The organism is Dysgonomonas sp. ZJ279, assembly GCF_011039205.1.
In the GTDB taxonomy this organism is placed as follows: domain Bacteria; phylum Bacteroidota; class Bacteroidia; order Bacteroidales; family Dysgonomonadaceae; genus Dysgonomonas.
In genome coordinates this window covers 267,734-283,865 of the sequence record NZ_JAAKEL010000001.1, presented here as the reverse complement: position 1 = coordinate 283,865, position 16,132 = coordinate 267,734, and the positions used below count along the sequence as shown (strand labels likewise).

The 16,132-nt window shown below is 37.6% G+C and carries 15 protein-coding genes; 10 read left to right on the top strand and 5 right to left on the bottom strand.

The window, feature by feature from the left end:
* Positions 1-43: 43 nt before the first annotated feature.
* The gene (locus G7Y57_RS01275) at positions 44-1,147 is read right to left on the bottom strand and encodes a glycosyltransferase (protein ID WP_165020358.1); all 1,104 of its coding nucleotides are present in this window, start codon (positions 1,145-1,147) and stop codon (positions 44-46) included.
* Positions 1,148-1,371: 224 nt separating this feature from the next.
* On the opposite strand from G7Y57_RS01275, the gene G7Y57_RS01270 reads away from it, so the two are divergent.
* The 5 genes from G7Y57_RS01270 (at position 1,372) to G7Y57_RS01250 (ending at position 7,406) form a co-directional block, all read left to right on the top strand.
* Positions 1,372-4,833, top strand: a complete 3,462-nt coding sequence (locus G7Y57_RS01270) for a DUF2723 domain-containing protein (protein WP_165020357.1) — start codon at positions 1,372-1,374, stop codon at positions 4,831-4,833.
* A 71-nt stretch (positions 4,834-4,904) separates the two neighbouring features.
* Positions 4,905-5,516 carry a polysaccharide deacetylase family protein gene (locus G7Y57_RS01265; RefSeq protein WP_165020356.1) on the top strand — a complete coding sequence of 204 codons (612 nt, stop codon included), beginning with the start codon at positions 4,905-4,907 and terminating at the stop codon, positions 5,514-5,516.
* Positions 5,517-5,571: 55 nt separating this feature from the next.
* Complete coding sequence (gene recF / locus G7Y57_RS01260) at positions 5,572-6,678, top strand: DNA replication/repair protein RecF (protein WP_165020355.1); 1,107 nt, start codon at positions 5,572-5,574, stop codon at positions 6,676-6,678.
* Positions 6,675-6,968, top strand: coding sequence for a DUF721 domain-containing protein (locus G7Y57_RS01255; RefSeq protein ID WP_165020354.1), 294 nt, complete (start codon positions 6,675-6,677; stop codon positions 6,966-6,968). Before recF ends, G7Y57_RS01255 begins: the two co-directional genes overlap by 4 nt.
* A gap of 6 nt (positions 6,969-6,974) precedes the next feature.
* A complete protein-coding gene (locus G7Y57_RS01250; RefSeq protein WP_165020353.1) occupies positions 6,975-7,406 on the top strand; it encodes an acyl-CoA thioesterase in 432 nt (143 codons plus the stop codon).
* Between the two features lie 212 nt (positions 7,407-7,618).
* Here G7Y57_RS01250 and G7Y57_RS01245 read toward each other — a convergent pair whose 3' ends face one another.
* From G7Y57_RS01245 to G7Y57_RS01230, 4 genes are all read right to left on the bottom strand, one after another.
* Positions 7,619-8,527, bottom strand: coding sequence for an AraC family transcriptional regulator (locus G7Y57_RS01245; RefSeq protein WP_165020352.1), 909 nt, complete (start codon positions 8,525-8,527; stop codon positions 7,619-7,621).
* Positions 8,528-8,604: 77 nt separating this feature from the next.
* Entirely contained in the window at positions 8,605-10,023 is a 1,419-nt protein-coding gene (locus G7Y57_RS01240; RefSeq protein ID WP_165020351.1) for an L-fucose/L-arabinose isomerase family protein, read from the bottom strand.
* A 485-nt stretch (positions 10,024-10,508) separates the two neighbouring features.
* Positions 10,509-11,513 (bottom strand): type I glyceraldehyde-3-phosphate dehydrogenase, encoded by a 1,005-nt coding sequence (gene gap / locus G7Y57_RS01235; protein WP_165020350.1) that lies wholly within the window; start codon positions 11,511-11,513, stop codon positions 10,509-10,511.
* A 158-nt stretch (positions 11,514-11,671) separates the two neighbouring features.
* Positions 11,672-12,685: an NAD-dependent epimerase/dehydratase family protein gene (locus G7Y57_RS01230; RefSeq protein ID WP_165020349.1), complete on the bottom strand. Its 1,014-nt coding sequence runs from the start codon at positions 12,683-12,685 to the stop codon at positions 11,672-11,674.
* A gap of 297 nt (positions 12,686-12,982) precedes the next feature.
* Here G7Y57_RS01230 and rpmB point away from each other — a divergent pair, with 297 nt between their 5' ends.
* The 5 genes from rpmB (at position 12,983) to rimO (ending at position 16,114) form a co-directional block, all read left to right on the top strand.
* On the top strand, positions 12,983-13,222 hold the full coding sequence (gene rpmB / locus G7Y57_RS01225) for a 50S ribosomal protein L28 (protein ID WP_165020348.1): 240 nt from the start codon (positions 12,983-12,985) through the stop codon (positions 13,220-13,222).
* Positions 13,223-13,241: 19 nt separating this feature from the next.
* Positions 13,242-13,430 (top strand): 50S ribosomal protein L33, encoded by a 189-nt coding sequence (gene rpmG / locus G7Y57_RS01220; protein ID WP_165020347.1) that lies wholly within the window; start codon positions 13,242-13,244, stop codon positions 13,428-13,430.
* Between the two features lie 13 nt (positions 13,431-13,443).
* On the top strand, positions 13,444-13,605 hold the full coding sequence (locus G7Y57_RS01215) for a DUF4295 domain-containing protein (protein WP_165020346.1): 162 nt from the start codon (positions 13,444-13,446) through the stop codon (positions 13,603-13,605).
* Positions 13,606-13,853: 248 nt separating this feature from the next.
* Positions 13,854-14,807, top strand: coding sequence for a signal recognition particle-docking protein FtsY (ftsY, locus tag G7Y57_RS01210; protein WP_165020345.1), 954 nt, complete (start codon positions 13,854-13,856; stop codon positions 14,805-14,807).
* An 8-nt stretch (positions 14,808-14,815) separates the two neighbouring features.
* Positions 14,816-16,114, top strand: a complete 1,299-nt coding sequence (gene rimO / locus G7Y57_RS01205) for a 30S ribosomal protein S12 methylthiotransferase RimO (RefSeq protein WP_165020344.1) — start codon at positions 14,816-14,818, stop codon at positions 16,112-16,114.
* Positions 16,115-16,132 lie beyond the last annotated feature (18 nt).

Sequence of the window (16,132 nt, the reverse complement as noted above, 5' to 3'; positions counted from 1 at the left end):
CTCACTACGTATCGGGATGACAGAGAGAGAAAGACATGTAATCTTATTTTTCCTCACCCCAAAAATTTAGATATTGTCGGGCGACACTTATAAAATCGTGATGCTTGTCGACAAACAATCTCCCATTTTGAGATAATTCAGGAATCTTATACTTATTCAGAACGATATATTCTAACTTATTAAACACATCATCTTCCGTTGGGTAGACATTTATAATTGGGTGGTTCTCTTCTTCGTCCAATAACTCATACATTTCGAGCTCTCCACCTCCTACCACAACCTTTCCCTGCGCCATCGCCAGTAAGGCATTCATTGCCGGACTATACGAATAAAGCTGATCCAAGACGACGTGAGCCTGCATCATAAGTTTTTGATACTCATCATAACCTACCGATTCTACACGAGAGACAACTACCTGATCAGGATATTTCCGAGCCAAACGAATCAATGCTCTGTCCATTACATCAGTACCTTTATATTCACTTCTGTCTTTATTGATTCCAATAAAAAAATTGATTCTGTCCGGAATACGATCAATGGGTTGAAATTCTATCTTTGACGTATTAATAGGTAAAGGAATATAAGCAAGCTTTTCCGAATAATAAGGCTCATACGATTTGTAGTATTCGTAGAGACAAGCTACAATACCATCAGACGACACAGCCATCTCATTGTTAGCAATCTCCCTATTTGAATTAATCCATAGAGACTCCAGCTTCTGATTATACTGCAAATTTGTGCTTTTGCCATCGACAAAAAACTCAGAATATTTAAAAACATTTTTCGCTAAGCAAGCCCTTACCCAGTAGGAATCATCTCCGAAAGCACCTAAGAAAACCCGTTTGTTATTTTTCTTCAGCTGTTTGTAAAGGTATTGATTGATACGTACATTAAGCGTTACAAAACAGGGATTAATTATTTGCACGACATCATAGCCTTTGAATTTAGAGAATTTATTGAAGACTGATACTAAACATAATAGTGTATCAATAAACCCCGAGCTCTTACGCGTCAAATCTATATCACGCGGATAATCCTTAAACCGGTCTCCGTCTGAAGCTACCACAACCTCATGACCTAGAACCCGTAAGCCCTCAGCTAAGGTTAGATGCACACGGCTATATTCTCCGATAAGAAGTATTCGCATAAAGTAATCGTTTTATACAAAAGTAACACAAGTATCGATACATCACACAAAAGGAAACGATCAAACAATGTATATCTGTTCAGAAATTAAGAAGTTTTTAAATTTCGAACTCAAAAACAGAGATATGTGAACCGATACTTTCAGTGTTTTAACTATCTTTGCACCCAAATGTATAAAATACAATCATTTATTACAAAGAATTTTGTAAGTATACCATTTTCGATATGAAAAGATATAACTTAATAAATAACGTCTTCGGATGGTTTAGTTTTGCTATCGCAGCAATTGTTTACCTAATGACCATTGAGCCTACAGCAAGCTTCTGGGATTGTGGTGAGTTTATAACCTCAGCATACAAACTAGAAGTAGGACATCCGCCGGGTGCGCCGTTCTTTATGCTTACAGGAAAGTTTTTCACACTATTTGCGTCTGATACTTCGCAGGTGGCCATGATGGTGAATGCAATGTCGGCACTACTCAGTGCATTGACTATTCTGTTCCTTTTCTGGACTATTACACACTTAGCTAAGAAGCTTATATATAGTGACAAAAGTAATGAAATGACTTTAGGGCAGCTTATCATTATCATGGGCTGCGGACTGGTAGGTGCTTTGACTTATACATTTACAGATACATTCTGGTTTTCGGCTGTAGAAGGCGAAGTGTACGCCTATTCATCTATGTTTACAGCTCTCGTATTCTGGCTGATACTTAAATGGGAAAACAGGGCAGACAAACCCGGATCGGACAAATGGCTGATAATCATTGCTTATGCAATGGGGCTATCTATCGGTGTCCATCTATTAAATCTATTATGTATTCCGGCCATTGTATTGGTTTACTACTTTAAGAAAAGAGAAAATGCCAATCTGAAAGGAACATTACTAGCTCTGGCTGGCTCATTTGCGCTTATCGTATTGTTAATGTACGGTATAATACCGGGCTTTACAAAAGTTGGCGGATGGTTCGAACTTCTTTTCGTTAACGATTTAGGCTTCTCATACAATACCGGTGCTTTCGTATACATCATCTTGATAGCTATCTCTATTATTTGGGGATTGTACGAAACAATGTCAGTCAAAGGAAATATGACCAGAGCGAAGATTGCTTTTATCATTTGCATGATATTAAGTGGTGTTACATTCATCGGGTCGAACGCTATTCTGTCTATTCTGCTAATAGGTGCTTTAGTTGCATTTATATTTATCAATAAGAAAATAAATTTCAGACAATTAAATACAACTATTTTATGTCTGATGGTTATCCTTATAGGGTATTCTTCATTTGCACTAATACCTATCCGTTCGATTGCAAATCCGCCTATGGATCAGAACTCACCTGAGCATCTGTTTACATTAGCCAATTACCTGAATCGTGAACAATATGGTGACAGACCTCTTTTTCATGGAAAAACATTTGCTTCGAGCGAAGCTCGTGACCCTCAAACAGGAAGAATCAAACCGCCGGTAAGTGAAAAAAAGAATTATGATAAGGTTGTAAAAAAATCGCCTGATCAAAAAGATATGTATGTTGTAAGCGGAACAGCTCCAACTTACGAATATTCAAATACAATGACATTCCCACGTATGTATTCCGATGAAAACAGACATTTGATCGGTTATCAGATATGGGGAGGAATAAAAGATACAAAGGTACAGCCTACGATGTTCCAAAACCTTCAGTTCTTTTTTACCTATCAGTTAGATTTCATGTACTTCCGCTATTTTATGTGGAACTTCTCGGGTCGTCAGAACGATATACAAGGAACAGGTTCTTTGAATAATGGAAACTGGATAACAGGCATCAGTTTTGTAGATGAAATGCTGGGCAGAGGTCCGCAAGACAATCTACCACCAGATATAGCCGACAACAAAGGGCATAATGCATATTATGCACTACCATTCCTTCTCGGAGTTCTTGGAATTTTCTTCCAATTGACCCGTAAAAAAGAAGGGGAACAACAATTCCTAATTACGTTCATGTTGTTCTTTATGACCGGTATAGCCATCATATTATACCTGAATCAGCAACCATTCGAACCACGCGAGCGTGATTATGCTTACGCAGGCTCTTTCTATGCCTTCTGTATATGGATAGGATTTGGAGTCGCATTCCTTTGGAGACTACTCAAAAAGGTACTGCCCGAAGCACCTGCCGCTGCCATAGCAACAGTTGCCACAATACTGATTCCGATACAAATGGCCAGTCAAAACTGGGACGATCATGATCGCTCGGACAGATATACGATGAGAGATTTCGGTATGAACTACTTACGTGGTTGCGAACCGAATTCGATACTCTTCTCGATGGGAGACAATGATACTTTCCCGTTATGGTATGCACAGGAAGTAGAAGGATTCCGTACCGATGTACGTGTATGTAATCTCAGCTACCTGCAAACAGACTGGTATGTAGATCAAATGCGTAGACAAGCATACGATTCGGAACCACTACCTATCAACTGGGAACGAGATCGTTATTTCGGTAATAAAGGTCAGGCTGCTTATGTTTTATCGAGAAAAGATCTTGAAAAAGCAATTACAAGCCAGCTTCAACAATCGGATATGAAGAATTTCATGGGACATATTCGTTTCAATGATTACTTCGATGTAGCAGCATTTAAAGACACAATGCAACTAAGTGAGGTAACAGAGATATTGAAAACGCAGGATAACCATGTGCCACGCAATCCATTTATCGAGAAAGGCGTAGTTATACCGAGCAGCATATACACAACTCCAATTAATACAGCGAATGTAGACTGGGCTAAATTGGGAACTAAGCCTAAATCAGATTTTACGATCAACGTGGGTGATGATAAGAATGCAGTATACCGCCAAGAGATTATGATTATGGAAATGCTTTACAACATTAATAAAGATGATTGGAAGCGCCCATTATATTATGCTGTAACAATTGGAGAAAGCCCTATAAACCTGTCTGATCAAGCAATGCTTGAAGGTATTACTTATCGAATACTTCCGGGAGTACTGGATAGCACCGGAGTAAATACCGAAGTAATGTTCGACAATATGGTAAACAAATACCAGTGGGGTGGAATAGAGAATCCGAAAGTATATCTGGATGAAAATAATCTAAGAATGTGCCGTTCGTTCCGCATGATGTTCGACAGACTTATCACAGCGTTATTAGAACAAGGAAAAAATGACAAAGCTCTGGTAGCTCTCGACAAGTGTATTACCGCCATCCCGGGCAACACCGTTCCAAGAGGAGGAGAATCCATACTATTTGCGGATGCATACTTCGAATTGGGAGAGAAAGAGAAGGGGCAAATGGTTGCAAATGAGATTATGGATCGGGTTGATGCATCATTGCAATGGTACAAACGTCTGAAACAACAAGATATGGTATATTGCAGTTCGGATATCAGAGAGTATATGGATATCAAACTGAAAATATTAGATATTTATCAACGATACGACAGAACAAAATATCAACCGCTACTTGATCAGATTATGGCTGAAACTGATCTATTCTTAAGCAATGGAGTAAGTTTCAACGATCGTGCCCATCCACTTGACTTTTTGATGAGAGTAGCCATAAGAGGCTATATGATCGAAGAGGATACCACTGCTAAAAAAGCAGAAGGTGCAACAATGGAAAAAGCAGCCGGATTGATACAAAAATACAAACCTGAACTTTTACAAAAATATTTTGGTCAATAAAAAAGATGAATTAAAATATACTTGCAGCAATAAAAGTGCTGCAAGTCTGTTTATGTTCATAAAATAAGTTTATGCTAATAGAACAGCCGCCTATATTATACCGTCTCTTATACAAAGACTCTATATGGAGGATACCTGTAGAAGGGGAGAAAACGGTATACTTAACTTTCGACGATGGACCTATACCGGAGATCACTCCATGGGTATTAGATTTGTTGGATCAATACGAGGTCAAAGCGACATTTTTCTGCGTAGGCGATAATGTCCGTAAACATCCCGATATCTATCAAATGGTACTCAACAGAGGGCATCGTGTAGGCAATCACACATTCAATCACATTCAGGGTATACGTAAGTTCACAAAAAGATACGTGGAAAATACCCGTCTCGCATCTGAATACATAGATTCCGATCTCTTCCGTCCACCACACGGACATATGAGAATACCTCAATATCTCACTCTGAGAAAAAAATACAAGATTATTATGTGGGATGTTGTCACCCGCGATTACAGCAAGTGTATGACTCCCGATAAAGTATTGAATGCGGTGAAGAAATATACACGTGACGGATCTATTATTGTATTCCACGATTCAATAAAAGCAGAGAAGAATATGAAATATGCTCTACCTAAGAGCATAGAGTGGCTTAAAGAGCAAGGTTATACCTTTAAATTATTATAAACTTCCGATATCACATATAAAAATTGTATTTTTGTAAGAGCAAATTTATATGTGAATGATTCTAGAACGTTTATCCATACTCAACTATAAAAATATAGAGCAAGCCGACTTGAGCCTGTCTCCTAAGATAAACTGCTTCTTAGGCAGCAATGGTATGGGTAAAACTAACCTACTGGATGCGATCTATTACCTTTCGTTCTGTAAAAGTCACAACAATCCTATCGATTCGCAAAATATCTATCATGATGCAGACTTTGCCGTTATGCAAGGCTGGTATCAATTAGAGGGGAAGCAAGAAGAGTTTTTCTGTAGTCTGCGACGAAAACAAAAGAAACAGTTTAAGCGAAATAAAAAGGAATACGAACGTTTTTCCGACCATATAGGAACATTACCACTTGTTATGGTTTCGCCTTCCGACACCGATTTAATAAATGGAGGAAGTGATGAACGAAGAAAGTTTATGGACCTTTTTCTGTCGCAATTCGACAAAGAATATTTACACTCACTTATAAGGTACGGCAAAGCCCTTCAACAGCGTAATGCTTTATTAAAAAGTGATGGGCGTATCGACGAAACACTTCTGGAACTTTGGGACGAACAACTGATAGAAGAAGGTAAAATTATCTATAAGAAGAGATTTGATTTTATAGAAAAATTTATCCCTACATTCCAGAAATTCTATGATTTTATATGCCTTTCGAATGAAAGAGTAGAATTAAAATACGAATCTCATTTTTCTGACAATAACTTTGAGGCTTTACTCAAACAAAAAAGAGAAAAGGACAAGATATTAGGCTATACAAGCATTGGCGTCCACAAGGATGATCTGGACATGCAGATGGACGGATATTCAATTAAAAGGGTAGGTTCGCAAGGACAGAATAAAACTTATGTAGTAGCTCTTAAACTAGCTCAATTCGATTTCCTGAGACAGGCTACTGCCACTACTCCGATATTACTACTCGACGATATTTTTGATAAACTGGATTCATCGCGCGTAGAGCAAATTGTAAAACTTGTTTTAGATAAAGATTTCGGGCAGATATTTATCACTGATACCAATAGAGAGCATCTAGACCACATATTATCACGGACTAATAGCCTGTACCACTTGTACAGTGTATACAAAGGTGCTGTTATTCAAACAAATGTTACTGTATGAGAAAGAAGAATACAGAAACTATTGGTGAAGTACTCAGGCAGTTCTTCGAAGAAAATCAGTTTTTCAAAAAGAAGTTTGCCGAAAGCCGTGTTATCTCAGGATGGTCTAAACTGTTAGGTCCTTCTATCAGCGGATATACAACAAATATTTATTTGCGAAACAGTATATTATATGTACACCTCAGCTCTTCGGTACTGAGGTCTGAACTACTGATGGCAAAAGAAAGATTAATTACAAATCTCAATAAGCATGCCGGCATGCCTGTTGTAAATGATATAATATTCAGATAAACCGTTATGGAAATAAAAGAAGAAACATTTAAAACCACACTCCCTATTCAAATTCGCTTTAGTGACATCGACGCCTTAGGACACATCAACAACAACATATATTTCAGCTACTTCGATCTTGGAAAGACTGACTATTTCGAGAAAATAAAATCTTCGTTGGTAAATTGGACAGAAGGTATTGTCGTTATTGCACATATCAGTGTCGATTTCTTTTCACCTATCTACTACAAAGAGATTGTTGCGGTAGACACCAAAGTTATAAAACTGGGAGAGAAAAGTGGAGTCTGCCTTCAACAAATCAGAAATATCAAAACAAACGAAATAAAGTGCAGATGTGAGTCTGTATTCGTTACATACAATCCCGATACGCAATCATCGATGGCAATACCCGATATTTGGAGAAAAGCCATTTCTGAATTTGAAGGAAAAGAATTGTAAATAATGTGAGTTCAATATAAGCATTATGCAATTATAAGTTATGAGCTAGGATCAATTTATCTTTCGCCCATTCTGTCATCCCGATACGCAGTGAGGGATCTTGACTACTCCTTGATTTATAGGAGAACAGATCCCTCACTGCGTATCGGGATGACAAATTTAAATGAAGCTTTTATTGTTTATTTCCTTATATCGAGCTCACTTTAAATAATCTATTCCACAAGTTGTTTAGTTACAACATATCTATTAATATATTCCGAAGGCGAGAGTCCTGTATTTTTCTTAAAGAATGCAGAAAAGTAAGTAACTGATTCAAAATTCATCTGATATGCAATTTCCTTAATCGATATTGCCGAATAGGTCAGGTATTCTTTCGCACGTATTACACGCAACTGGCTTTGATACTTCGCCGGAGATATACCTGTATAGCTTTTGAATAGTTTTCTGAACCATGAGTACCCTACATCAAGAGCGGACGCTATATCTTGTGGGCTGACATTGCTATCAACATCCTGTTTCATCAAGAGTCGTGCCCGCTCGACAATAGAGCCTAGTTTATTCCTTTCAAATTGCTTATTTATAGATTCGGAACGCATCAACCCCAACAAAAGGACAGCAACACTTCCCAACACTTGCTGATAACCGCTATACTCGGATTGAGCTGTAGTTATAGCCTGAATGAAAAGGCTTGTAATAGATTCCGATAGATGAATATTGAAAACAGGCTCTTCGATCGAAAAGAAATCTTTCTTAATCAGGTTATCAATATATTCCCCCTCAAATCCTACCCAATAGGTAGCCCAACCTGTTTTTTTACTAGGGTAGTAAGTATGCCATTCGTTTGGAAAAAGAAGAATCATATCACCAGCTGTCACAACCATATTCGAACAATGTGAACTTTCAAAATAGCCTTCACCTTCGGTAATGTAGATTAATTGATATTCCTTTAATACCCGTCCTTTGCATTTATCGAACATATACCCCTTGGGATGCCCCAGAGGAGGGTAAGGGCTATCGGCCTTCACTTTCTGATAACCGAGGGTCGTAACATAACTTCCCCAGTCATTATCCCGCTCGTTTATAGTTAAGTATTTTACAATGGTAAGCCTATCTTGTGTCATAGTATTTAGCATAAAAGGTTGATGACGTAAGACAAAGTAAAATAAAAAGGTAACACGCCCCTGCTAAAGAGAAAGCATTAACATATATTTTTCACTGGAATCGATAGTAATTGAGCTAACTTCTCTATTGTTTCTCTACAATGCCCTACCCCTATTGCACAATGATGTGACGGACCTGCTTTCGACCAGCTATTAATAAACTCTTTTGCCGAAATAGGGAATTTATAGCAACTGTTAGTATTTCCGGTCTGAAGTATTTTGCCGGCAACAGATTCACCCTGAGCAATAAGAAGAAATACTCCATCGTTCGATTCGACTACCGACAACAGTGTTACCGGCCCGTGCCTAACAGTCATTTGTATCGACAGTCCTTTGCCCGGTTTACCATGATAGATAGGTAACGGAACCAGTCCCACCCTTTCTTCTGCTATTGCAACGTGAGCCGGACCATCATGACCGAGCATCACTATATCTTTATCAAAATCGAGCGCATAAAATTCGGCAAACGAACCGCCGGCACCCAATAAAGACAAGATTTTCATTGCTATCAGATTTTTCACTTCGCACTCTCCCGCTACCGGTATTCCTTTAGCTGTCAGCAAGGTGTTGCCTGCAATTACAGATGTCACAATATTCTCATATTCATTGCCGCTTGTTCCTTCATAATAATAAGCTAATCCGGCAAGATCATTATCCTCAATCAGGCGATCCAATGCAACAGATGTTTGTGCTGCACGTTTTACCTCATAAGAATCACATTCTTTAGAAACATCAAATACATCAGAAAATTCAACTATCTTATTATCCAATTCTGATTCTTCGACTTCATCTCTATATTTTTTCACTTCACACATTTCAAGCATCTTGAAGTTAGAACCAAAAGTAGCCTGCTGACGAGTGACATCTGTATATACATCGAGCATACCATTATAGTAATGCCCTAGTATTCCGAAAGTAGAGCATTGAAGCCCTTTTTTAGTTTTCGCCGCATTCAGATATTGCTTTATTTCGAGCCAAGTGCCTTCATCCTGCATATACCCCGAAACAATATCGTATCGGATATTCGCCCTATTGAATACCGAACACAATTCAGGCACAGCACATGCCTGACAATACTCAAGCCACATTCCGGTTCTATCTTTCCGGTCAGGCAGGCTATTAAGTCTATCAATATCAATCCGACTTGCCGGTTGTATATTAAGAATAACGACGAACTTATTGAGTTGCTGCACAAGTGGCAGTATCGTCGATGAAAGTGCATACGTAGAAACATAGAGAAAGATAATGTCGACTTCCTCTACAATCATTTTTGTTTTAGCAATCAAAGCCTTATCCATATTATCAATTATCCCGACATTTATTATATCTATCTCTTCTTGCTGCATATTCGCTGCAATTGTATTTTGATATGACTGAAGGTGGTTAAGTAATTGGTCAAACTGCGTCCAATATGTATCTAATCCTATTCCGACTACGCCAACTTTGAGTTTTTTCATTATTATAGATATTTAGGTTCATAGCAAAAATAAGGCAGGCCGATACAATCTCTTTTTTGAAAAGTGATACTAATTGATTGTTTTTTGATAGAAGGGATAAATGAACAGATCAATTATACTATGAAGTCGTCTTGACTTTTTGTTTTTCGTATTATTTTGTCATCCTGAGGAACGAAAGATCTCGGTTAGGAGATGCTTCACTACCGTTCAGAATGACAAAGAGAGTAAAAAACAAACAAAAAGAAAATCTTTTGAAAAGTCAAGACGACTTCTATAATTTATCTATAACTAGCAATTAAGGTTGATAAAAGGTAACAAAAAAGGAATGATGAAAAAAATTGTAAAAAGTGTCACTTTTGTTACCTTTTAACATTTCCGGAAAATAAGGGGAGATCAAGCAAATTATACAGAAAGTGCACGATGGGCTATAAAACAAGAAAGCACCCCAATATTGGGATGCTTTCTTATATAGAGATAATTTATAATTATCCGTTAACTTTAGCCATTTTAGCAACAAGTTCAAGAACTTTGTTAGAATAACCCCACTCATTGTCATACCAGCTAACAACTTTAACGAAAGTTGGGCTCAATTGGATACCAGCTTTAGCGTCAAAGATAGAAGTACGAGCATCGCCGATGAAGTCAGAAGAAACAACTTCTTCGTCAGTATATCCAAGGATACCTTTCAATTCTCCGTCAGCAGCAGATTTCATAGCAGCACAGATGTCAGCATAAGAAGTTTCTTTAGCTAAACGAGCTGTTAAGTCAACTACAGACACGTCCAAAGTTGGAACGCGGAAAGCCATACCAGTAAGTTTTCCGTTCAATTCAGGAATAACTTTACCTACAGCTTTAGCAGCACCTGTAGAAGAAGGGATAATATTACCAGCAGCAGCACGTCCACCTCTCCAGTCTTTAGCAGAAGGTCCGTCAACTGTTTTTTGAGTAGCAGTTGTAGCATGTACTGTTGTCATTAATGCTTCTACGATACCGAATTTGTCGTTCAATACTTTAGCGATAGGAGCAAGACAGTTAGTAGTACAAGATGCGTTAGAAACGAATTGAGTTCCTTTTACATAAGAGCTATCATTTACTCCGCAAACGAACATAGGGGTATCGTCTTTAGAAGGAGCAGACATAACTACATATTTAGCACCAGCGTCGATATGACCTTGAGCAGATTTTTTGTCAAGGAAAAGACCTGTTGATTCTACTACATATTCAGCACCTACAGCATCCCATTTCAAGTCAGCTGGGTTTCTTTCAGCAGTTACACGGATAGCGTTTCCGTTTACTACTAATTTACCGTCTTTGATTTCAACAGTTCCGTCGAATCTTCCGTGGATAGTATCGTAACGTAGCATATAAGCCATGTACTCTACATCTATAAGGTCATTGATTCCTACGATTTGAATATCGCTTCTGCCTTGAGCAGCACGGAAAACTAGACGACCGATACGTCCGAAACCGTTAATACCTACTTTAATCATTTTGTTTTACTTTTATTGGTTAAAAAATTGAATAAATCCGTAATTAGTATTTTAGACTAAATATTGCTTTTCCACAAAGAAAAAAGCTTCCATCTAAAAGCAGTACAAAAATAGCAAAAATATTTCTTATTGGGGGTATAATGTTCATTATTTTTAACTTACAACCAGTGGTTTTCTCTGTACCATTGTACTGATTCAGCCAAACCTTGGCGAAGATTATACTGTGGCGAAAAACCAAGATCATCGACAAGCGGTTGTATATCGCACTCCCAATTCCTTTGCTTCATTATCTTGTACTTATCTTTATTGAGGGTCGAAGGTTGCTTCGTAAATACAGAAAGACCTTCGGCAATTGTAGAAATAACTTTAAGCAACCACAAAGGGACTTTCAGGCTCAAGACATGCTTCTTGCCTATCGATTCCTTTACAAGCTGCGTATATTCCTTATCGGTATATACATCACCATCGGCAACAAAGTATATTCTATTACTAATATTGCTTTCCAGGCTGAGAAACACAGCATCTACTAAATCCTTTACATATATAAATGTAAGATGCTGTGGTCTGAAGCCTGCTCCAACATCCAATCCTGATCTTACCGTCTTAACCATGAGAAAATAATCCTTCTCACGTGGTCCATACACCCCTGTCGGGCGAAGTATTATATAAGGAAAGTCAGTTATTGATTCTAAATATTGCTCCGCTTTGAGTTTACTTCTCCCATACTCCGTATTAGGATTTGGCTTATCTGTAGATTTTAATGGGGTATAGTTGATTTCATCGCCGGCCCCCATTGCACTAAGGCTACTCATCAAAACAAACTTTTGAAGAGTGCAATCTGCAGCCTTGAGCGCATCTACAAAATTGACTGTATACTGGTAGTTTATTTTATTGAAGTCTTCCTTCTTGAGACATTTGGTGACTCCTGCATTGTGAACAACATAATCGAACTTACCATGCAAAGAAACAAATTCACGTAATTGATTGGTCAAAGATTCTTTATTAGCAAAATTCAGATCAATAAATTGAATACGCTCATCCTGCAAATATTCCTTGCTACTGCTTTTACGCACACCAGCCCACACAGCATATCCTTTCTCCAAAGCTTTTTCGACGAGAAAGCTACCTATAAATCCGCTAGCACCTGTAATGAGTATCTTCTTTTTATTCATTCAATCAACCTTTGAGTTCCAAATCACCTAAAGTAAGACAATAAAGATGAAGCTATTAAAAAGCATTCTGTTTAGTTTGCTATTATCCAGAGCCACTCAGATATTTTTGCCAAAGGTAGTAAAAATAAGCATTGTCGAGATATTGCACCAACTATGTTTTTCTACCTGATTGTCAAAATAAAAGATAAAAAGAACTTTAACAGTATAATTATTTGTGATTTTGAAAAATATAACTAAATTTGCATCCCAATTTAAGCAGGAAAAGAAGAAAATAAACAATAAATAAAATAGATAGCAATGTCCAAAATTTGTCAAATTACAGGAAAAAAAGCTATGGTTGGCAACAACGTTTCTCACTCTAACAAAAAGACTAAGAGAAAATTTAATGTCAATCTATTCAGAAAAAAATTCTACTGGGTAGAACAAGATTGTTGGATCAGCCTAAATATATCTGCTGCAGGTCTACGTACAGTCAACAAAGTAGGTTTAGATGCTGCTCTTAAGAAAGCGGCTGAAGCAGGTTATTTGAACGCTTAATAATTAGGAGGATCGAGAAATGGCTAAGAAAGCAAAAGGAAACAGAGTCCAAGTAATATTGGAGTGCACAGAGCACAAAGAAAGTGGTATGCCGGGTACATCTCGCTACATTACTACTAAAAACAGAAAAAACACAACAGAAAGACTAGAGTTGAAAAAATACAACGCTGTTTTGAAGAAAGTAACTGTTCATAAAGAAATCAAGTAAAAAGACATAAACCATGGCAAAGAAAACAGTCGCTGGTTATCGTGACCCATCGTCTAAAGATGGTCGTAACTACGCAAAAGTAATCAAAATGGAAAAATCACCTAAAACAGGTGCTTACACATTTAAAGAGGAAATGGTTCCTAACGAATCAGTAAAAGACTATTTCACGAAATAATTTCGTTAAAAATATCTAAAAGGCCTCCTTCATTTTTATGCAGGGAGGTTTTTTGTTTCCCATTTACTAGCTTTGTAATACCTTAGATGCACAATATAATTACAAAGAATCTTATTCGGCAAAGTATATAGTGCCGGATCGTACCAAGTGTTATCAAATTACTAATATTACATATTTGCAATCATAACAGATACTGTTGTTATGATCCGGAAATAACAAATAGGTCTCTGACCTGAAAATATAAATCTATGGGATTGTTTAATTTCTTCTCAAAACAGAAAAAAGAAACATTAGATAAAGGGCTCGAAAAAACCAAAGAATCGATGTTCTCTAAACTATCACGAATTGTAGCCGGAAAATCGAAGGTTGACGAGGATGTGCTTGATGATCTTGAAGAGGTACTGATTACTTCTGATGTAGGCGTCAATACAACCCTGAAGATTATAGAACGGATAGAAGCTCGTGCAGAGAAAGACAAGTATGTAAATGCAGAAGAACTAAACAATATTCTAAGAGAAGAAATTGTTGCATTATTAACTGAAAACAATACAACGGATACCGAAGACTTCAGCATTCCTGAAGACAAAAAACCTTATGTAATAATGGTTGTAGGAGTTAATGGTGTAGGTAAAACAACTACAATAGGAAAGCTAGCCAATCAGTTCAAGAAAGCAGGCAAATCTGTTTATCTCGGGGCTGCCGATACCTTTAGAGCTGCTGCTGTAGAACAATTGGTTATCTGGGGAGAGAGAGTCGGCGTACCGGTTGTAAAACAAGCAATGGGATCTGATCCTGCATCTGTAGCATTCGATACATTGAGTTCTGCTAAAGCGAACAATGCGGATGTTGTGATAATAGACACAGCAGGGCGTCTTCATAATAAAATAGGTTTGATGAATGAATTATCCAAAATCAAAAAAGTAATGGATAAAATCATACCCGAAGCTCCGCACGAAGTCTTATTGGTTCTTGATGGCTCGACAGGGCAAAACGCATTCGAACAAGCCACTCAATTTACAGCAGCTACCGATGTTACAGCACTTGCTATCACTAAACTGGATGGGACTGCTAAAGGTGGTGTAGTAATTGGTATTTCAGACCAGTTCAAGATTCCGGTAAAATACATCGGACTGGGCGAAGGCATAGAAGACCTTCAGGTATTTAGACGAAAAGAATTTGTGGATAGCTTGTTTGGTGAGTAATTTTTAGGATGAAGAAAAATAGAATAGACGTCATAACTCTTGGTTGTTCGAAAAACCTTGTAGATTCAGAGTTGCTTATGAAGCAACTATTAGCAAATGGCTATACTGTAAAACACGATCCCGAAAAATCGGAAGGAGAAATCGTAGTAATCAATACATGTGGATTTATCGGCGATGCCAAAGAAGAATCGATAAATATGATTCTTGAATTTGCCGAAGCAAAAAAAGAGCGTAGGCTTAATAAGCTATTTGTAATGGGCTGCCTTACTGAAAGGTATATGGACGAGCTAAAAGCCGAGATTCCCGAAGTCGATAATTTTTACGGTAAGTTCAACTGGAAAACATTAATCAGCGATTTAGGAAAATCATATAATCAGGATATGGCTCTGGAGCGTAGCATTACTACTCCTCAGCACTATGCCTACCTTAAAATATCAGAGGGATGTAACCGTACTTGTTCTTATTGCTCTATTCCTATCATGACAGGAAAGCATCAGTCAAGAGCGATAGAGGAGATAGAAGAAGAAGTACGTGGTTTAGTCGCATCGGGAGTTAAAGAATTTCAGATGATCGCTCAGGATTTGACTTTTTATGGGTTAGACCTGTATAAAAATATGAAATTACCTGAACTGGTTGAACGTATTGCAAAAATAGAAGGAGTGGAATGGATTCGTCTACATTATGCTTATCCTACAAACTTCCCTTTAGACTTATTGCGAGTAATGCGCGAGAATGATAATGTCTGCAAATACCTCGACATCGCTTTACAACATGTTAGTGACAACATGTTGACCAAGATGCGCAGAAATATATCGAAAGAACAAACATATAATCTCTTAAAACAAATAAGAGAAGAAGTTCCGGGCATTCATATTCGTACAACATTAATGGTAGGACATCCCGGAGAAACACAAAAAGATTTTGATGAACTATTGCAGTTCGTAAAAGACGTACAGTTCGAACGTATGGGAGCTTTTCCTTACTCTCACGAAGATGGAACTTATGCGTATGACAACTATAAGGATAGTATTCCCGATGCTATTAAGCAAGAGAGAATGGATCAACTAATGGCTTTGCAAGAAAGAATTGCATTAGAGACCAATGAACAAAAAATAGATAAAATCCTTAAAGTCATCATTGACAAAGAAGAAGAGGATTATTATATAGGAAGAACCGAATATGATTCTCCGGAGGTAGATCCGGAAGTATTGATCAACAAAGACAAATCGCTGACCATCGGCGAATTCTATAACGTTAAAATAACAGGTGCACAACCTTTCGATTTATATGCAGAAATAGTTTCCTAAATTCTAAATACGCAGACC